The sequence below is a fragment of the Candidatus Thiodiazotropha sp. CDECU1 genome, from assembly GCF_963455295.1.
GTDB lineage: Bacteria > Pseudomonadota > Gammaproteobacteria > Chromatiales > Chromatiaceae > Thiodiazotropha.
Genome location: NZ_OY734020.1, coordinates 4072983 through 4092886, shown reverse-complemented (window position 1 = coordinate 4092886; position 19904 = coordinate 4072983). Strand labels below are relative to the sequence as shown.

At 55.5% G+C, this 19904-nt stretch carries 16 protein-coding genes; 11 read left to right on the top strand and 5 right to left on the bottom strand.

The window, feature by feature from the left end:
- The first annotated feature begins 18 nt into the window (after positions 1 to 18).
- The 6 genes from R2K28_RS18705 (at position 19) to R2K28_RS18680 (ending at position 8955) form a co-directional block, all read left to right on the top strand.
- Positions 19 to 1947 carry a methyl-accepting chemotaxis protein gene (locus R2K28_RS18705; RefSeq protein WP_316366871.1) on the top strand — a complete coding sequence of 643 codons (1929 nt, stop codon included), beginning with the start codon at positions 19 to 21 and terminating at the stop codon, positions 1945 to 1947.
- A 435-nt stretch (positions 1948 to 2382) separates the two neighbouring features.
- Positions 2383 to 5250, top strand: coding sequence for a bifunctional [glutamate--ammonia ligase]-adenylyl-L-tyrosine phosphorylase/[glutamate--ammonia-ligase] adenylyltransferase (gene glnE / locus R2K28_RS18700; RefSeq protein ID WP_316366869.1), 2868 nt, complete (start codon positions 2383 to 2385; stop codon positions 5248 to 5250).
- Entirely contained in the window at positions 5250 to 6173 is a 924-nt protein-coding gene (locus R2K28_RS18695; protein ID WP_116448621.1) for a branched-chain amino acid transaminase, read from the top strand. The genes glnE and R2K28_RS18695 overlap by 1 nt, the downstream gene beginning before the upstream one ends.
- Before the next feature lie 15 nt (positions 6174 to 6188).
- Positions 6189 to 6377, top strand: a complete 189-nt coding sequence (locus R2K28_RS18690) for a zinc-finger domain-containing protein (RefSeq protein WP_116446977.1) — start codon at positions 6189 to 6191, stop codon at positions 6375 to 6377.
- A 172-nt stretch (positions 6378 to 6549) separates the two neighbouring features.
- A complete protein-coding gene (locus R2K28_RS18685; protein WP_316366867.1) occupies positions 6550 to 8205 on the top strand; it encodes a hypothetical protein in 1656 nt (551 codons plus the stop codon).
- A gap of 165 nt (positions 8206 to 8370) precedes the next feature.
- Positions 8371 to 8955 (top strand): tetratricopeptide repeat protein, encoded by a 585-nt coding sequence (locus tag R2K28_RS18680; protein WP_316366865.1) that lies wholly within the window; start codon positions 8371 to 8373, stop codon positions 8953 to 8955.
- Positions 8956 to 9003: 48 nt separating this feature from the next.
- On the opposite strand, the gene R2K28_RS18675 is transcribed toward R2K28_RS18680, so the two are convergent.
- Positions 9004 to 9246, bottom strand: a complete 243-nt coding sequence (locus tag R2K28_RS18675) for a hypothetical protein (protein WP_116446980.1) — start codon at positions 9244 to 9246, stop codon at positions 9004 to 9006.
- 185 nt (positions 9247 to 9431) lie between these two features.
- Between R2K28_RS18675 and R2K28_RS18670 the strand changes: the two genes are divergently transcribed.
- From R2K28_RS18670 to R2K28_RS18660, 3 genes are all read left to right on the top strand, one after another.
- Positions 9432 to 10577 (top strand): glycosyltransferase, encoded by a 1146-nt coding sequence (locus tag R2K28_RS18670; protein WP_316366861.1) that lies wholly within the window; start codon positions 9432 to 9434, stop codon positions 10575 to 10577.
- The gene (locus tag R2K28_RS18665) at positions 10570 to 11691 is read left to right on the top strand and encodes a glycosyltransferase (RefSeq protein ID WP_316366859.1); all 1122 of its coding nucleotides are present in this window, start codon (positions 10570 to 10572) and stop codon (positions 11689 to 11691) included. The genes R2K28_RS18670 and R2K28_RS18665 overlap by 8 nt, the downstream gene beginning before the upstream one ends.
- Positions 11692 to 11817: 126 nt before the next feature.
- Entirely contained in the window at positions 11818 to 13128 is a 1311-nt protein-coding gene (locus R2K28_RS18660; protein WP_316366857.1) for an NAD(P)/FAD-dependent oxidoreductase, read from the top strand.
- Between the two features lie 200 nt (positions 13129 to 13328).
- Here R2K28_RS18660 and R2K28_RS18655 read toward each other — a convergent pair whose 3' ends face one another.
- From R2K28_RS18655 to R2K28_RS18640, 4 genes are read right to left on the bottom strand one after another with little or no spacing between them, the layout of a single operon-like run.
- Complete coding sequence (locus R2K28_RS18655) at positions 13329 to 14009, bottom strand: sulfotransferase family 2 domain-containing protein (RefSeq protein WP_316366855.1); 681 nt, start codon at positions 14007 to 14009, stop codon at positions 13329 to 13331.
- Positions 13993 to 15141, bottom strand: a complete 1149-nt coding sequence (locus R2K28_RS18650; protein WP_316366854.1) for a glycosyltransferase — start codon at positions 15139 to 15141, stop codon at positions 13993 to 13995. Before R2K28_RS18650 ends, R2K28_RS18655 begins: the two co-directional genes overlap by 17 nt.
- Complete coding sequence (locus tag R2K28_RS18645) at positions 15125 to 16489, bottom strand: O-antigen ligase family protein (protein ID WP_316366853.1); 1365 nt, start codon at positions 16487 to 16489, stop codon at positions 15125 to 15127. The genes R2K28_RS18650 and R2K28_RS18645 overlap by 17 nt, the downstream gene beginning before the upstream one ends.
- A gap of 18 nt (positions 16490 to 16507) precedes the next feature.
- Entirely contained in the window at positions 16508 to 17608 is a 1101-nt protein-coding gene (locus tag R2K28_RS18640) for a glycosyltransferase (protein ID WP_316366851.1), read from the bottom strand.
- A gap of 130 nt (positions 17609 to 17738) precedes the next feature.
- On the opposite strand from R2K28_RS18640, the gene R2K28_RS18635 reads away from it, so the two are divergent.
- Positions 17739 to 18806, top strand: a complete 1068-nt coding sequence (locus R2K28_RS18635; RefSeq protein ID WP_316366850.1) for a glycosyltransferase family 9 protein — start codon at positions 17739 to 17741, stop codon at positions 18804 to 18806.
- Complete coding sequence (locus R2K28_RS18630; protein WP_316366849.1) at positions 18803 to 19903, top strand: glycosyltransferase; 1101 nt, start codon at positions 18803 to 18805, stop codon at positions 19901 to 19903. The genes R2K28_RS18635 and R2K28_RS18630 overlap by 4 nt, the downstream gene beginning before the upstream one ends.
- Position 19904 lies beyond the last annotated feature (1 nt).

Genomic DNA, 19904 nt, shown 5'->3' with positions numbered 1-19904 from the left:
CTCTATCGGGGAAAACTCATGTTTCGGAATATCGGTATCTCGCTGCGATTTGTCGTCGCAACAGTCTTGGCTGTTACTATTGTTCTCGCCATTACCCTCTCGATCACCTTCAACTACATGGGGGGGGTCCTGCATGCGGCGGAAGAGAATGAGATGGGAGAGATCTTTGAGACCGTGGTAGCGGGGATCGAGTCGGAGGGAAGGCTGGCCCGGGCGATGAGTGCCCTGGTTGCCGGGATTCCCATTGTGCAGGAGCACTTTGCCGCACGTGACCGGGACGCGCTGGAGGCACTCTTCGTGCCGGGATTCCAGGTGCTCAAGAAGGAGTATGGCGTTCGGCAGTTTCAATTTCATGAACCCCCGGCAACCTCATTTTTGAGGGTGCACAAGCCGGCCAAGTTCGGTGATGACCTCTCCTCTTTTCGCTTTACGGTGGTGGAAGGCAATCAGAGTAAGAGTGCGATACAGGGCCTGGAAGTGGGCGTGGCCGGACTTGGCGTTAGGGGATTGGTGCCTGTGAGCAATGGCGGTTCTCATGTGGGTACCGTGGAATTCGGCATGTCCTTTGGGCAGTCGTTTTTCGACGAGTATGCCAAACAGCATGAGATCGACCTGGAACTCCATATCGACCGTAATGGCAAGTTGGATCGGTTTGCTTCGACAATGGTGAACAATGATCTTGTCTCAGCCGAGCAGATGAAAGGACTGGGCAAGGGCGAACATCTCTTCGATACAGGTGAATTGGGCGATAAGCCTGTCTCCTACTATGCGGCACCGGTGGAGAACTACTCTGGTGAGACCATCGGGGTATTGGTGGTGGCAAAAGACCGCGCCTATTTTGCCGACTCCATATCGAGCTTGCAGCTGATCGTGATTGGATTGGGGCTGTTCTCAATATTGCTGATTGGGGCCATGGTGTGGTTGATCAGCCTCGGCGTTGTCAAGCCGATCAGTGGCGCCGCCAAGGCGATGGAAGGTATTGCCTCTGCTGAAGGGGATTTGACCGTTCGTATGGATGAGTCTGGTTCTGACGAGGTTGCACGACTGTCGCGTGCTTACAATCGTTTTGCCGACAAAACAGAGCAGATGATTCAAAAGGTCTTCAGCGCCACTGGAAATATCAGTCACCAGATCAGTGAATTCACAGTTTTGGCGGAACATGCCAAAGATGGCATCAGTAAACAACATGAACAGACCACGCAAGTGGCGACGGCGATGACAGAGATGTCCGCCACCGTCCATGAGGTGGCGCAGAATACCACCCAGACCGCAGAGGCTGCCAACCAGGCCGACCAACAGGCCAACCACGGTCGGGATGTGGTGAATGACGTTACCGGCAGTATCGATGCCTTGGCTTCTGACGTGGGTAAGGCGGTGGAGACGGTACAGCATGTTGAGCAGGACAGTGAGCGTATCGGATCGGTACTCGATGTGATACGCGGGATCGCGGACCAAACCAACCTGTTGGCCTTGAATGCCGCTATCGAGGCTGCGCGTGCTGGTGAACAGGGACGGGGCTTTGCGGTTGTAGCCGATGAGGTCAGAACCCTGGCCAAACGCACCCAGGACTCCACCAAGGAGATCCAGGAGATGATCGAGAGCCTGCAGAGCGGTGTACGTGAAACCGTTACGGTAATGGAGACCAGTCAACAGCAAGCCGCCGAGAGTGTGCAACAGGCAGGTCGTGCCCATGACTCCCTCGAGGAGATAACCCGGGTAATCGATACCATCTCCCAGATGAGTGCACAGATCGCCACCGCAGCCGAGGAGCAGAGCGCAGTTGCGGAAGACATCAACCGTAATATCGTTGAAATCACCCACGTGGCGGAAGCTACATCCGAGGATTCAGCCAAGAGCTTTAAAGCGAGTGAGGTGATGTCGAGTGAGATCGATCTCTTAAGCGAATTATTATCGGAGTTCAAAGTCAGTGATGCCGACTCCAGCTAGTTGGATAAGACAATTGTCTGTGCATCATGATTGGAAGGCCAAATTCAATTGATTGTGTTGCACTTCAGTGTCTGGATACACCCCATGGCAAGCGTGCAGCCGCGGGTCGAGGTGACAGGGTCGGCACCTACACAGAATGTCCATGCGGTTTCAGAGGGGTTGAAAAGAAGCTGATCCAGTCCATACCAGGTGCCAACTATGTTGATCGATGCTTGATTGTGATACGTAGCGGTAGGGGGGGTGGATATCGACAGGATGCGGGATCTCGAGATAGTGCTTAACAATCACGGGGAGAAAAACTGTTAGACTGCCAAATTACAGGGAATAGGCAAGGCCAGGTTGAAGCTGCAATCATATTTGAAACGACCAATCGATACCTGGCGCATCAATTTATAAGTGGCATAGTCCCACCCTGAATCTGACATGGGTTTGTGTGTGAATCTGCAACAAGAGACAGAAAAACAGTGGCAACAGTGGCAGCAGAAGCTGGTTGAGGCGGATCTGCCGATACCCCGGGAGGCCGAATTTCACCAAGCCGCACTGAAGGTCTGGGAGGCAAGCGATTATGTGGTTCAATCCGCGTTTCGCCATCTCGGGCTGTTACCGGAACTGTATCGACAGGGGGAGCTGAACAGTTCCTTCGGCGAGGGGGAATTGGCGCAAAAGCTTGCGGGCCTGCTGCAGGGTGTCGACGATGAAGCGGCGCTATCGCGGGTGCTAAGAGATTTCAGACGCCGCCAGATGGTGCGCATTATATGGCGCGACCTTGCCGGATTGGCGCCATTGGATGAGACTCTTGAAGATCTCTCCGCATTGGCGGACTGTTGTATCGAGTGGTCGCTGCAGAAACTCTACACCTGGTTTTGTGAGCAGATGGGCACCCCGCGCAACCAGGCAGGAGAGGCGCAGTCCCTGGTGGTCCTTGGGATGGGAAAGTTGGGGGCCAGGGAGCTCAACCTGTCATCGGATATCGATCTGATCTTCGCCTATCCGGAAGCGGGCCACACCGATGGCGCGCGGCAATTGACCAATGAGCAGTTTTTTATCCGCCTCTGCCAGCGCATGGTGCAGGTACTCGACAATCACACTGGCGATGGTTTCGTTTTCAGGGTGGATACCCGGTTGCGCCCGTTTGGCAATGTCGGACCCCTGGCCATGAGTTTCAGTGCCTTGGAGAGCTACTATGGCTCGCAGGGACGGGAGTGGGAACGCTACGCCATGATCAAGGCGCGGGTGGTGGCGGGTGATCCCCAGGCGGGGGATGAGTTGATGGCCCTGTTACGCCCCTTCGTCTATCGTCGTTATCTCGATTTCGGGGCCATAGAGTCCCTGCGTGAGATGAAGCAGCTGATCAGTAGCGAACTGCATAAAAAAGGGATGCAGGCCAATATCAAGCTGGGTCCCGGTGGCATTCGCGAGATCGAATTCATCGGTCAGGCCTTTCAGTTGATTCGCGGTGGCCGTGACAAGGCATTACAGATTCGTCCCATACTGCTTGTGTTGCAATGTCTGCAGGAGCGGGAACTGTTGCCGGCGTATACGGTGCAGGAGCTGAGTGAGGCCTATCGTTTTCTGCGCCTGGTAGAGAATCGCCTGCAGGCATGGCAGGACAGACAGACCCATCTGTTGCCTGAAGATGAAGCAGGCAGACTGCGCCTGGCCCGGTCCATGGGATATGTCTGCTGGGATGACTTTTCTGTCCAGCTGGAACAGTACCGCAAGCGGGTCCAGGGGCAATTCGATATGGTGTTTGCAGCACCGCAGACATCCAGTGATGAGGAGAGTCAGCCACTTACTGGGGTGTGGCATGAAAGCGTTGATCAGGAGCAGGCGATATCAGCCCTTGAGGCGGTGGGCTTCAGGCAGGGTGATGTGGCCTTACAGGAATTGCACACATTTCGGGAGAGTCATGCCTACCGACGGCTGAGTACCAAGGGGCGGGAGCGGCTGGATCAATTGATGCCACTGCTGCTGGAGGCGGTAGGCCGGTCGGAGTGGGCTGACGACGCACTGCAACGGGTGATCGGTCTGCTCGAGGCGGTCGTCCAGCGTACCGCCTACATTGCACTGCTGGTTGAGAATCCGTTGGTGCTGTCACAGTTGGTCAAACTGACCGCCGTCAGTCCCTGGGTTGCGAATATGCTGACCCGTCACCCTATCCTGTTGGACGAACTGATCGATCCTCGGCGGCTCTACTCTCCGCTCAAGCGGGATGAGCTCAATGTGGAATTGGCCGATCAAGTCTCCCGTATCGATGCGGATGATCTGGAGAGCCAGATGGAGTTGCTGCGTCTCTTCGCCCAGAGTAACAGGCTGCGTGTGGCAGCGGCGGATATCGCTGACCAGATCCCCTTGATGGTGGTCAGTGACTATCTGACCTGGATCGCTGAAAGCGTCATTGAACAGGTGATTCAACTCACCTACCGGGAGTTGGTGCGACGCCACGGCAGGCCCCCGGGACTGAACCAGGATGAGACCGGTTTTGCGGTTCTCGGCTATGGCAAGTTGGGTGGTATCGAGTTGGGTTTTGGTTCTGACCTGGATATGGTTTTCCTACATGGCTGTCCTGACAGGAATGCCTTCACAGATGGCGAGAAGCCGGTCTCGGTGGATGTTTTCTACGCGCGCATGGCGCAACGCTTCATCCATATCATGACTACACGCACCCCTTCCGGCATTCTTTATGAAGTCGACATGCGTTTAAGACCCAATGGCAATTCCGGGATGATGGTCAGCTCTCTGGAGACATTTGAAACCTATCAGCATCACAACGCCTGGACATGGGAACATCAGGCGCTGGTTAGAGCACGCGTGGTGGCTGGGGACAAGCGAGTCAACGATCGATTCGAAGCAATCCGTAAGGTAGTGCTCAGTGAGAGTAGGGATCCCGCTCAGTTGCAGGGTGAAGTGATTGAGATGCGTGAAAAGATGCGTGCCAGCCTGGACAAGAGTAATCAGGATCAATTTGATCTCAAACAGGGAACCGGCGGTATCGTCGATATAGAATTTATGGTTCAATACACGGTCCTCCGGTGGGCGCATGACTATCCCGATCTCCTGGCGTGGACAGACAATATTCGTCTTCTGGAAACCATGAGCAAGCTCGGTCTGCTGAATGATTATGCGGCGGAGCGGATGATGGGGATCTACAAGGTGTTGCGCGCAGCCTACCACCGCAGCGCGCTACAGGATTTGCCGGCTTTGGTGGAGAGTGGGAAACTCACTGAAGAGCGGGCGCTGGTGCAGGACATCTGGTCCTGTCTGATGCAAAACAAAAAGACTGAACGAGAGATGTTCCAATGATGTCGACAATGGCAGACCGTGACGGTGTCATCTGGCTGGATGGCAAGATGGTCCCCTGGCGTGAAGCCAAGACCCATGTCCTGACCCATACCCTGCACTATGGGATGGGGGTCTTCGAGGGGGTGCGCGCCTATCATGCCGAGCAGGGTACCGCCATCTTCCGCCTGCAGGAGCATACGGATCGCTTGTTTCGCTCCGCACATATCTTGAGCATGCCGATGCCCTTCGATCGGGACACCCTCAATCAGGCGCAACTGGCAGCGGTAAGGGAGAATAATCTCGATTCCGCCTACATCCGCCCGATGTGTTTCTACGGTTCCGAGGGAATGGGCCTCAGGGCCGATAATTTGAAAGTACACTGTATGGTGGCTGCCTGGGAGTGGGGCGCCTATCTGGGTGCTGAAAACATGCAGAAGGGTATTCGTATCCGGGTCTCCTCGTTCACCCGCCACCATGTCAATATCACCATGTGCCGGGCCAAGGCGAATGGTAACTACATGAACTCCATGATGGCGCTTCAGGAGGCGTTGCATGACGGCTATGATGAAGCCCTGCTGTTGGATGCGGAGGGGTATGTCATGGAGGGTTCCGGAGAAAACATCTTTATCGTCAGGGATGGTGTTATCTATACTCCGGATCTGACCTCGGCATTGGATGGTATTACTCGCAAGAGTGTCATCATGCTGGCAGAAGAGCGGGGCTACAAGGTTGTGGAGAAGCGTATAACCCGGGACGAGGTGTATATCGCGGATGAGGCCTTTTTCACCGGTACCGCTGCCGAGGTGACACCGATACGCGAGGTGGACAATCGTCCCATCGGGAATGGCGGGCGTGGTCCGATCACGGAAATATTGCAAAAAGATTATTTCGATCTTGTACATGGCCGTCTTGCATCCCATCCGGAATGGCTGGCGTATGTCTGATCAGGAGTTTTGATGATGACCCAAACAGAGACACACTTGACGCAACAGGAACCGCAGAAGGTGGCACGAAAAGATTTGCCTCTAAGTTGCCCAAGACCAGGTGAGGCATTGGCCGGACTACACCCGCGGGTCTATCTGCCGATCGAAAAAACCGGTAGTGCGGTCTGTCCCTATTGTGGGGCACGTTATCAACTCGATGACTAGATTCTTACAGGTCTCATTCAGCAGCAAGATAAAAATTCATCACCCTAATTTACCCACAACTCATAAGTCTAAATTGGATTTTGTATAACACATAGTGGGCTATACTCGATCCCTCACATGCCATACAGATGACGGCATGAAGCAATCAATCCGGATCTAATGGGGAAGGGGAATGGGTTTCACTGTCACACTACTGCCACTACTCCTGCTTTTTCTAGCGGGCTGCCAATCAAACATTCCTGAACAACAAGTTGTATCCATCACCCCAGGCAGTGGTAAAGGAAAGGAGATTGAGGTCGCCGAACGTCGCCATGCACAACCTGTTTCGGTCAACTACCCGGAGACCGGGGTCGATGTGGGATGGGGTTGGGATTCGGATGAGGGCATACCTCAACCCAATGTGTGTATCGAATACTCCATTGAAGAGGACCAGGGACAGACCAAGTACATGACCATGTCCGAGATTTCCGACAGTCGCGAGCTGATGCAGAGCATGAATGTATCCGCAGCCGCCTCGGTCAAGACCATCGCCTATAGCGCAAGCGGTAGTGCGAAGTTTGCGAAGAACACAAAGATCAACAGTTTCAGTTCGAATTTCGTGCTCAATGTGTCGGTGGATAATGGGGTACGTTATGCAACGCCATTGATGCCCGGCAGCCGTGGTGAGATCAAGGATCCGGAGACCCGAAAAACACTCCCCGATGCAGGTTCCATCCGTTTGACCTCGGAGGCCTTGCGGCTTGCCAAGAAGCGTGATCTGACCTCCTTTCTGAACTACTGTGGTGACTCCTATGTGGCGGCGCTCTATGGGGGGGCGCGCCTGACAGCGCTCATTACGGTAAAAACCAACAGCAAAAAGGAGCGTCAAGATGCCTCGGCCAGTTTCAGCGGTTCCGGCTGGGGTGTGAATGTGAAGGCAAGCGCCAGTGGAACCAAGGTGGGATCCATCGAAAGTAAAAATGTCAGCATGCGTTTCTATCAGTCTGGCGGGCGTAAGGACGAGATTCCGGCCACCAAGGGGGATTTGCTAGGCAAGCTTAAGACGATCACTACCGAAGCCAGCGACTACCCCGCCTACTATCGCGTCACATTGATGCCCTATACCGCGCTGGCCAATTGGCCGGAAAAGAGTATTCCCCTCGATCTTTCTGAGCTGGATCAGCTTGCCGACTATTGGGCAGGCTATGTGAAATTGTACGAGGACCTGGAACATATCTTCGCTCAACCGGAGAAGTTCCAGGTATTGAATGCCCAGAGTCAGTTTATTCCGCTGGGCGGTAATGGTGACAGCATAAAAAAACTGCAGCAGCTTCAGGACCAGGTGCAGACGGAGCTGGGTCGTTTACAGGAGGATGCCCTGCAGTGCAGCATGCCTGAACAGGATTGCAGTTTCAGCGAGGAGCTATACCAGTCGCCCTATGCCTACCGCATCCAGATGCCCCTTCCAATGGATATCACTGCAGCGAACAAGCAGTGCCCCTGCGCTGATACCGAACCCAAAGGAGAACTGGCCAAGAATGCCGCAATACTGGTCGATTACTATATCCGTAATCCGGTTAAGCGGCGCTGTCTCAACAATCCGGTTGACCCTGGCTGCCTCAGCAATGGGGAGATGGACCGTTGGCAAAAGCGCGTGGGCAGGCAAATCATCGAATTGCCTGATGCTGATAGTGCAAGCCAGCTGCGTAAACTTATTACCAAGGATGACGGAAATGAGTACGGCTGGTTGGATGTGATCGAGCATCCACCCTATGCCTGGATGGATAGGAGCAGGATCGAACAGGATAAAAAGCCCCTCGATACGCTAATGGCCCTACTCAATCAGTGATTGTTATATTGATCCCCATCACATTGTGCCCAGGAATGCTTTCTTTGTAAGTCTAACGCGAAGTAATATCTTCGGTCTTAATAACCCGGTAGCATTGCAGTCGTGATCTGGGTAGATGGAAACAAATTCCATCATCTTTGAAATATAAATAATGGTTTGATTGATATGCCTAAATTCAGTGCTTTGGCTTGGGTGGTGATAGTCGTCGCTCTAGTCACCTATGGTTTGTTGGTGTTTGCCATAACCCGCAGTTATTATCAGGATACCCGAATGGTAACCACTCAAGCCCCGACTGCCGCGCCCGAGGTGCCAGTTCATCCAAAGGTGAGCCCATTCGATGCCACACTGCAGCCTGCGGTGAAGTACCAACCTTCCGCTGAAGAGCTGGCAACTGAAGACCCTGCCTTGATTGCGCGTCTTGCGGATGACTACTTTATGAAAAAGGAGTATCCACAGGCGATTGAATTATATGAACGTGTATTAAAGATCAATCCGGACGATGTGGAGTCCTACAATGATCTCGGCCTGTCACTGTTCTATATCGGTCAGTCTCAACGGGCCGTGGAGGCATTGCAAACCGGGGTTTCCAAGCAACCTGATTTCCAGCGTATCCAGTTGACACTGGGATTCGTGCAAGCACAGCTGGGAGACAAAGAGGCGGCTGCCACAGCATTCCAAAAGGCAATAGAGCTGGGTCCTGAGAACACGGTGGGTCAGGAAGCCAAACGCATGTTGAGCGAGATGCAATAGCCGGGCTATAGGGCTTCGGCCTCCGCAGGTCACAACAGGCGCCAATTGCTATTGCCTGATTTTTGTCTCCGGATGCATGTTGATCTCCCCGTTACACTCCAACACGCCGATTTTATCGCCAGACGGGTTGCTGATCACCGGAAGGACCTCTTGAAATAGGGGTCTGCGCACAAACTGTAGTTTCCAGCCGAATCCTTCCGCCTTCTGAAGCGCCATGATCTGGAGATTGTTCAGCACTTCCTTGAGGTTGTCGGGGATCGGTTTGTCTCCTTTTCGATTATCCTGAATCATGGGACTACTCCTTAAAATTCCTATGCATGTGCAGAGCCAGGGTGCACCCAACTCACCATGGATGATAAATGATATATTATCCCTTTGTATATGAAATAATCACGTTGCAATAAAATCAGCACCTGCGTCTGAAAGACTCCCTGATATGCCGAAAAAAAAAGTGTTTTCCCGGAACTGGTTCTCTAATGCTTGAATCAAACCAGCGCAGGCCACATGTGTGCCTGTTTATTCTCAAGTTTGGCGATGGCGGCGTGGAGCGCATGATGGTCAATATCGCCCGGGGATTGTCACTGATCGGTGCCCGGGTGGATTTCATTGTCAAAGAGACTGAGGCACCCTACCTCCACCTGTTGCCGCCGGAAGTGCGGATTATCAGATTCCAGGTGGCAAAGCAGAAGGCTGCGTTGCCGAAACTGATAGACTATCTGAAGCGCTATGATCCGGATATTCTGCTATCGGCGAAGATATTGGATGACCAGCTTGCGCTAAAGGCGAAGCGGCGCCACTCAGGTCGGACGCGCTTTTTTCTGCGTCCTGGCACGGCCTTGTTATCAAGGATGCAGGCGCGTGGTACCCATCCGCTCCGCCGCTGGTTGAAGCAGAGACAGCTGAGCTCTCTGTTCAATAATGCGGACGGTGTGGTAGCAGTCTCTCAGGGTGTGGCGGATGAGGTGATGGAGCTGAGTGCCATTGATGGGGATAAGATCACTGTCATCAGGAATCCAACCATCACCCCTGAGCTGTACCAGCAGGCAGAAGAGCCCGTCGATGAACCCTGGTTGGCAGCGGATCAGCCGCCGCTGATTCTCGGTATCGGGGGATTACGCCGGCAGAAGGACTTTCCAACCCTATTGCGTGCCTTTGCCCTGGTAAGGCAGCAGCTGCCTTGCCGATTGATGCTTCTCGGTCAGGGCAACAAGGAGGGGCAGTTGCTGAAACTGGCCCAGGAGCTGGGATTGGGGGACGATTTTCGCCTTGCCGGTTTTGTTGCTAATCCCTACGCCTATCTGAAGGGAGCGAAACTGTTTGTTCTATCCTCACTCTGGGAAGGATCACCCAATGTGCTGACCGAAGCGATGGCATTGGGTACCTCCTGCGTGAGTACCGACTGTCCCTCGGGTCCCCATGAGGTTACCCGTGGTGGAGAGGTGGCACCCTTGGTGCCCATGGGCGACCCGGAGAGGTTGGCGGAAGCCATGTTGCGGACCCTGAGGAAACCGTTGGATCCGCAGCGTCTCAAGGAGGCAGTCAGCGACTACACCCTGGAAAAGAGTGCCCGGGGCTATCTTGCGGCATTTGGTTTGGTCATCCCCCAGACAATCGATGCATAGCAGACCACGCATCGCCTGTTTTCTGGCCACCTCGGGACACAGTGGTGTGGATCGCTTGGCGCAGAATCTGCTGCCCGGCATGGCGCAGGCCGGATACCCCGTTGACCTGCTTAAAATAGGTAACCACGGCCCCAATCTCGATCCGCAGCGGCCGGATAATCTACGTGTTATCGAATTCAATGCCAGGCATGTCTACACTGCCCTGCCTGAACTGTTGAGATATTTGAAGCGTGCCCGCCCCGAGGTGTTGCTGACCGACAAGGACCGGGTAAACAGAACCGCCATCCTGGCCCATGCCTTGAGTGGTGCCAAGTTCCGCCTGGTAGTGCGTAGCGGCACCACGGTCAGTGCCAATCTGGCTAGCAGAAGCCCCCTCGATCGCTTCATACAGCGCAACTCCATGCGCTATCTCTATCGACGCGCGGATGCCATTTTGACGCCCTCCAGGGGGGCGGCAGATGATTTCGCCGAGACGATAGGCACACCACGGGAGCGTATTACAGCGGTACCGAGTCCGATTATCACGCCCAGCTTTCTGCGTCAGCTGGACCAACCATTGGACCATCCCTGGTTCCGGGCAGGTGAGCCTCCGGTGATTCTGGGTGCCGGAGAACTCTGTCGGCGCAAGGACTTCACCACCCTGATCCGGGCCTTCGCCCTGCTGGTCGATAGCCATGACTGCCGCTTGATGATACTCGGCAAGGGGCGTGCCCGGGAACGGCTGGAGCAGGAGATCAGGCGACTGGGGCTTGAGGATCGGGTTGCTCTGCCGGGTTTCGTGGCAACCCCCTATCCCTATATGAGACAGGCCTCCCTGTTTGTGCTCTCCTCCCTGTGGGAAGGCATGGGAAATGTGCTCGTCGAGGCGATGGCCGCCGGAACACCGGTGGTCTCCACAGACTGCCCCAGCGGTCCGGCGGAGCTGCTGGGTGGGTTGTCCGCTGATCTGTTGGTGCCGCCGGGTGATGCCGCCGCAATGGCGCGGACGATGGCGGGGCAGTTGGATAATCCACTCCCAAAATCAGAGCTACTAGGGGCGGTGGAGGCCTATCGTCTGGAAAATAGCGTGGCCGGTTATCTTGCCGCAATGGGGCTGCCAGCCACAGCTTCGTAGGTCTTCAGCTGAGATCGTCGGCACGATGTTTGAAGCGAGACAGGCATAGGACAACCTGTTAAAGTTTGTCCTTCTAAGTTAAATTAATACCCACTTCGAATTTTTTTATCACATCAGGAGCCATCGATGTCCGAGACACCGAAGATAGTCGTTGTCGGCGGCGGAGCCGCTGGCCTGGAGCTCGCCACCCGGCTCGGCAGGAAGCTCGGCAAGCGGGGCAGGGCGGAGATCACCCTGATCGACGCCACCCGGACCCACGTCTGGAAGCCACTGCTGCATCAGGTGGCGGCGGGCACCTTCGATCCGGATCAGCATGCCCTGGGTTACCTGGCACATGCGCGCTGGAACCACTATCGTTTCCGTCTTGGTGTGATGACTGACCTGGACCGGGTCGAACGCAAGATTATCCTGGCCCCACTGCTAAACGACAAGGGGGAGGAGCTGATCCCCAGCCGCAGCTTTAGCTACGATTACCTGATCTTCGCCATCGGCAGTGTGAGTAACGATTTCGGCATCCCCGGGGTCAAGGAGCACTGTCTGATGCTCGATACCAAATCCCAGGCCAATGCCTTTCAACAGCAGTTGCTGGAGGCGCTGATCCGCGCCAATACCCAGCATGAACCCTTGCGGGAGGGGCAGTTGGACGTGGCCATCGTCGGTGCTGGCGCCACGGGTGTGGAACTGGCGGCCCAGCTCCACCAGGTTACCCGCCAGATCGCCCAGTACGGTTTCGAGACCATCGAACCGGACCACCACATCCGCCTGCACATCCTTGACGCAGGCCCGCGCATCCTGCCTGCCCTGCCGGAGAAGCTTTCCGGCCAGGTTCAAGAGGAGCTGGAGGGGCTTGGGATTCAGGTGCATGTCTCGGAAAAGGTCACCAAGGTGACGGCCGATGAGATCCATACTGCCTCCGGCTTGGTGATACCGGCCACTATCAAGGTTTGGGCCGCGGGTATCAAAGGTCCCGACTTCCTCGGCGAACTCGGTCTTGCGGCCAACCGCATCAACCAGCTTAAGGTGCATGGAGATCTGACCCTGGAGGATGACGACCGCATCTATGCCATCGGTGACTGTGCCGCCTGTGTCATGAACGAGGAGGGAGAGCTGGTGCCGCCCCGTGCCCAGGCCGCTCACCAGCAGGCCTCATTCGTTGCCAAGGCGTTGGGGAGACGGCTCAAGGGTCAATCCTTCAACAAGCGCTATATCTACCGGGATTACGGTTCTCTGGTGACCCTGGGACGTTACAGCACCGTGGGCAGCCTGATGGGGGCGATTACCGGCAGCGTAAGGGTCAGCGGCTGGATCGCCCGCTGGGTATACCTATCCCTCTACAAGATGCATCAGCTGACCCTATTCGGTTGGTGGCGCACCGGGCTGACCACCCTGGCGCGCATGTTGCGCAGGAGTGTCGATCCGGCTATCAAGCTACATTGATGACATGATTGCAATGGCTTGTCTGTCATCGGAACTGTTTCACCTGCTCGATCTATAGTCGCGTGGTGAGATCCCGTGTCTGAACAGTTCATACCCAATGGGCCGGGCACAACGACGTTCAATGTCTATATGTACGCCAGTCTGATTCTGACGAGTTATGGTTTCGGTAAGGGGGCGGTGTTGGTTTTAATGATCCGCCATCATCCACCAAAGGCGTCTGCAGGTGGATCGAAGCTGTATCCAAGCGTCTCGATATCTTTGAAAAAGTGGTTAGCTACCAGTTCGGCCAGTTCATCGGTGTAGTAATTGCGATAGTCTTTCTTTCTGTCGGTGGCTTTACGTTTGTGGGGCAATTGTAAATGCTTGGCGCCGATGCGTTGAATGATCTCACCAAAGTCATCGGCCAGGGTTTCGTAGTGTCCGATGAAGTCGACCAGGATATTGCCCTGCAGATCGACCAGGTAGTCGAGCTGTGACTGAATCGAAGTATCGATATGGTATTGGTAGGGCCTTTCCGGATCGAGTTTCCAGCGAATAAATTGCTCGAAGTCGTCGATATGGGTGATCAGATGAGGCCGCTCGCGACGAATATGGTGATAGGAGCTCACCTGCAGGTCCCAGGGATTGCGCACAATCGCAAACTTGAAAAGCTCGTTGAAGAACGCTTCGGGAAGCATCTCCTTGGCGGCGATGATGCGTGAATGCCTGGGGAATTTACTGCCCAGCCTATGCCCGCTGAGGTGACTGAGGCGTGAACAGAGAAACATGGGGTAGTACCAGGGATCGCGCCAGCGCAGGGATTGTAGTGCCGCGCGCACACTGGTGCCGCCGGTTTTGGCGATATGCACAAAGAGAAAGTTGTATTTAACTGACAATAGCATCGGAACGAATCTTGGCTAGGCCCATGATCTCCAGGTAGTGGTTGGCGCTCTGGTGTGCATTGTATTCCCGTACGGACTCGCGCAGAAGGGTTGTCTCCGGTGGGCTGTCGAGTACTCTCTGCATGGCCTCGGCGAGTGCCTGCCAGTCACCAACAGGAACCAGTGGTGCAATGCGTCCCTCACCGAGCAGTTCGTTAGGTCCGCTCGGGCAGTCGGTGGATACCACGGGTGTGCCGAGGGCCATCGCCTCTGTCAGAACATTGGGGGAGCCCTCCCAACGGGATGAGAGTACAAACAGATTCGCCCGCTTCATATAGGCGTAGGGATTGGGGGTGAATCCGGGGAGTGCCAGCGCCTCCGAAATGCCTAATTCATGGCTCAGGTTGAGCAGTGTTTCCCGCTCACGACCATCGCCGAGGATGATCAGCCTGCAGGGGCGGAGTTCGCGAACAACCGCAAAGGCACGCAGCAGGGTGATGAAGTCCTTCTGCAATGTGAGGCGCCCGACACCGAGAATCACGGGATATTTGGGATCGCCTAACCAGGGATGTGGTGTCGGGGCCGCTGCCGCTTCTATCATCCGGGGTGTGATGACAGGATTGCGAACCACCACAACCCGGTCCTGGTCGAGACCCGAAACCGCCAGCGTGTCTTGCCTGACACCCTCGGATACCGCGATGATCCGGTCGATACCTGGATAGATCAGGCGGATCGGTAGTTGGCGTAAAAACAGTCGCCAGCGCGATTTATGCGCAAATGCGGCAGTCAGGTTGGTGCCCAACCGGAGTAGCAGTCGGGTATGGGAAGCACCCGCCAGGGCGCGAGCGACAACAGCCATACGTCCAGCCCTGTCTTTCGCCGCAAGCAGGCAGGGAGGCTGTGTCCGTCTCAGATATCGGGCGAGTGGCAGCAGGCTGGTCGCGGTATGGCGACTACCCAGTTCGATGCGGTTGACAGCGGGATGAATCTCATCCAGGTGCCTGCTGCGGGTTTTGATCAACAGCAAATCGATCTGCAAACCCCGTTCGGCGATGGCATTTACCAGGTTCAGCACCATGCGCTCCACACCACCCTCGCCGGAGAATGATGCCAGGATCGAAAGGTCCGGACGCCTCTCAGTCTGCGTGCTCATGATCTGACCGGCGTGCAGGTGATTGGAGGATCATGCCAAAGGCAACCGTGACGCCGGCAATCATCAGCCAGTAGAAACGCCAATTCCAATGCAGGTGTCTGAAGTCCGTAAGGCTGTAGATGGCAATCAGGGTAAAATTACTCATCAAAAAGGCGAGAAAGTAGATTGATAGCCTTTTTCGCCGGTAACTCTCCATCAATTTGTAGATCATCAGGCCGCTGATCAGGGCCACCAGCGCGATGCCAAACATACCTAGCTGGAAGACCACTTCCAGATAGGCATTGTGCAGGTGATCGAAACTGGAGCCGGGGGGGTCTTGCAGGTTGATATCGTCTTCCGCCTCAACCAAGGCGTGGGTTGTGCCGGGGCCCCAGCCGAAAAAGGGTCTCTCAAGCCATTTTCGCAAGCCAAACTGCCACAGGTGCAGGCGATAGGATGAGGAGCCCAGGGGTGCCTTATCGAGTCCCTCGTTGACGATCGCGCTCCACTCGGTGCTTTCGCTGGTGATGCGTTGGCTGATGGTGTTCCAGTTTATGGCGAGAATCATGGCCATGACCAGCAACAGGCCTAGCAGAGGATAGCGGAACCGGATTGGAGTCCGCTGACGTGGTGGAGCTGCGTAGCGCAAGGTCAGAAAGAGCATGGGCAGAGCAAACAGAATCGCCAGCCAGACGCCACGGGACTGGCTGATGATAAGGCCCTGGGTAAAAAACAGCGTGCCAATCATGATCAGCCCCAGGTTCAACGCCAGGTTGCGTCTGCTGGGGTCATGTTGGGCATCGAGCCTGTACATGCCCAGGGCCGTTAGGCCGAGAATGGCCGCTGCACAGTCGAAACCTAAAATGATGGGTTTGCCGAAATGGAGTCCTGAGCGGACCCCTTGCAAGGCCTGCAACAGGGTTTCGCTATCCAGCGCGGTGAGCATCCCAAGGGCAAACCCGCTGAACATCAGGGTAACGCTTATCCTGATGCGATGCGTCGATTGGCTTAACCACCAGGCTGGAATAAAAAACAGAAACAGTTGTATCCAATCCCTGGCCTGGTTTATCTGGGTCTCCTGATCGGCGGCAATTTCTCCAATGGACCAGAATGCACGCAGCAGAATATATAAAATGATCAGGAGGCAGAACCAGGTGATGGATTGAGAAAACAGCGCTCTCAATGCCTGCCTGGACAACATCAGTCCGATAATCATCAACCCCAGCCCAAGGTTTGCGCCTGCAATACTCAACAGGGCAAAGAATGAGAACAGATAGAGGCCGATTAGACCGGCCCAGTTACCTATCTTTTCAAGCTTCGTAGCAGATGTGTGTATCGGGGTAAGGCTGGCCCGAAATAACTCCAACATAACCTATGGTGTTTCCTGTTAATCGAGGGCCTGGTTTCTCAGGCCGATTGCCCGGGCAATGCCTTCCGCTCTGTCGGGCCAACTGTAGGGCATGGCGTCCTGCCGTGCCTGCTGCGCAAGTTTACCTGCCAGTTGGGGGTTGTGTATAAGTGTTTTTACCGCCGCTTCCCATGCGGCAGGATTTTCCGGGTCTGCCAGCAGGGCGTTATGGCCATGTCGCAAAATCTCTCTGAGTGGCGGAATGTCACTGGCGATGATCGCTCTTCCAGCGGCCATGGCCTCGAACAGCTTCATGGGGCTGATTGCATCAGCATGGCTCAGTGCCTGCTGGTAGGGCAACAGCACCAGTTCACTCTCGGCATACAGCGATGCCACCTCCCGATGGGGGACGGCTGGTTGGTGGTGCAGATTGGGTATATCCGGTAGTCGGTCATCACAATCACCCACCAGGCGCACCTCGCCACTGCCCTGTTCTGCCAAGTGGGTGAGGATCTGCAGGCCTCGGTCTTTGCTGATTCTGCCGAGATAGATGATCCTGGGCCTGGTGAGTCGATCCGGATCAAGCTCGGGTAGGGTATTGAAGCGCCGCAAATCGACACCGGACGGGCTGACATGGATACGGGTCTCGTCGGCGCCTGCTGACACCAGGGCTGTCGCAGCACTCTGGCTGATCGGGATCAGCTGACCGATCAGTCCCTGGCGGTGATAATCGATGATCGTCTTCAACACCCCCTTGTTCCGCATCGGTTGCAGGGTATGTACTTCGAAGTGGTGCGGTATGCCTTGCGCAGCCAATCCAAGGCTCAGTTCCGGTGCACGGACATAGATGGCTCGAGCCTTGCTCAGCAGTCTTTTGTAGAGGCGTGGAAACAGGGATGTGGGCCAACGCCGGTGCAACAGCTGAACTCCACGAATATCAGGCACCAGGGGGATCCCCATCTCCTCACATCGCTGTTGCGGGGAGACCGTGTGGTGCCAGGGAGGTAGATAGAGCCGGGTCCTTATCCCGATCTCAGTCAGGGCGGCGACTGTATGTAGAGTCTGGATCAAATTGGCACGGTTGCGGTGCAACCGGCTTCGACCCAGATAGATCAGCTCGGGATTGTCGACTTTCTGCATGTGTTGAAATTTATATTAACCCGGCGACCCGGTTAATTGATAACGGCTAACGCTAACATATTCGCCAGCCAGCTTGTACTATAGGCGGAATTTAGTAAGCGGGAATTGGTCTTCCTCCACCCTGAACACCGTGAAACTGTCTGATCTCGAGAGTCCATCAATCTTGATCGTTCGCCTGAGTGCTATCGGCGACATCATATTTGCAACGCCTCTGATACATGCCATTCGGCAGCGCTATCCAGGGGCGCGCATCAGTTGGCTTGTGCAGGCAGAATCGAAAGGCCTGTTGGATTGCCATCCCGAGTTGGATCGGGTGATCGTGTGGCCGAGGCAGGAGTGGGAGACGTATTGGAAACAGCGACGCTGGCTGCGTCTGTGGCGGGCGATCCGGCAATTCAGGGGTGAATTGAGGGCGTCTCGATTCGATGTTGCATTGGATGTGCAGGGCTTGATGAAAAGCGGCTTTCTTGCCTGGCTATCCGGTGCCAAACGCCGTATCGGCCTGGGTTCCAGGGAGGGGAGTCAACGGCTGATGAGCCAGGTCATAGCCAAGGGCGGGGAGCCATCACGTATCGCGTCTGAGTATCACTATTTCGCGCAGCTGCTTGAACTGCCGGTGAACGATTTTGAGATGCATATCGGCTTGAGTGAAACCAATCGTTCCCTGGCGGATGCCTGGATTGCTGCAAAAGGGCTTGAGCATGGCTTTATCGCGATCTGTCCTTTCACCACCCGGCCGCAAAAGCACTGGTTCAACAGCGCCTGGAATGAGTTGCTGGCTGCCATCGAGGCACACTGGCGGATGCCGGTTGTAATGCTTGGCGGGCCTGGCGATAAAGCATCTTCTGCTGCCATAGACCAGGGTCAGGATGGTTTGATCAGCATGGTGGGTGAGACCTCTTTGGGACAGGCCGCGGCCCTGATCAAGCGGGCCAGGTTGATTATCGGTGTCGATACCGGTTTGACCCATATGGGCATAGCCATGAATCGTCCTACTCTCTGCCTGTTTGGTTCAACCCGGCCCTACCTTGATACCGGACATGAGAATGCTGAGGTGATCTATCATCCCCGCATATGTTCACCCTGCAAACGCAAACCCACCTGTAATGGTTCATTCGACTGTATGCGTGATATCACGGTAGCAGAGGTAATGCAGCGGGCCTCCCGCTTGGCCGGCCTCGAACTGGGGGTGATGTGAGGGTTCTGCATGTGGAAGCCGGAATGCACCTCTATGGCGGTGCCAGGCAGGTCGTCTATCTGCTGTCGGGTCTGCAGCAGCAAGGTGTCGAATCATGCCTGGTATGCCCAACGGGTAGCGCGGTGGCCGAGGCGGTGCATGAGATCGGTGAGGCAGTGGAAGAGATACCCATGGGCGGTGATCACGATCTGGGTCTGATTTTTCGTCTGAAGCGGGTCATTCAACACTACAACCCCGATCTGGTGCATATTCACAGCCGTCGGGGGGCCGATATTCTGGGCGGCATTGCGGCGCGTCTGTCAGGGGTCAGGTCGGTACTGTCGCGCCGGGTAGACAACCCTGAACATCCGTGGCTGGTAGCGTCGAAGTATCGACTCTATGATCGCGTGATCGCGATATCCCAAGGTATTGCCGATGTGCTGAGTCAGGAGGGTATGCCGGCGGATAAGCTGGTTTGCGTGCGCAGCGCCGTTGATGTGGATCTCTATCAACAGCCCTGTGACAAGACCTGGTTCCGGGAGCAGTTCGGTCTCGCGGAGGATGCCTTGGTGATGGGTGTGGCCGCGCAACTGATACCCCGCAAGGGCCATCGCTATCTGTTGCAGGCAATGCCGAAGTTGATTCAGGCGTTTCCCCAGGTGCATCTATTGCTGTTCGGCAAGGGGCCGTCGCGGGAATTGTTACAGCAACAGATCGAGGCGTTGCAGCTCCAACAACATGTAACCCTGGCCGGATTCCGCGACGATTTGCCTCGGCTCCTGCCTTGTCTCGACCTGTTGGTGCATCCGGCGCTGATGGAGGGCCTGGGTGTTGCACTGCTGCAGGGGGCGAGTGCCGGTCTGCCCATCGTGGCCGTGGAGGCGGGAGGTATGCCGGAGGCGGTTGAGGATGGTGTGAACGGTCTTTTGGTACCGCCTGGCAGCGATGAGGCCCTGGCCAATGCCATCCATCAATTGTTGGAAAACGAAACATTGCGCCAGCGGATGGGTGAGTCCGGCAGGGAGAAGATGCGACGTGGTTTTTCCGTGGAACAGATGGTGTTGGGGAATCTGGCCGTGTATCGGAATTTGCTGGGTATGCCTGAGGTGGAAGGCTAGG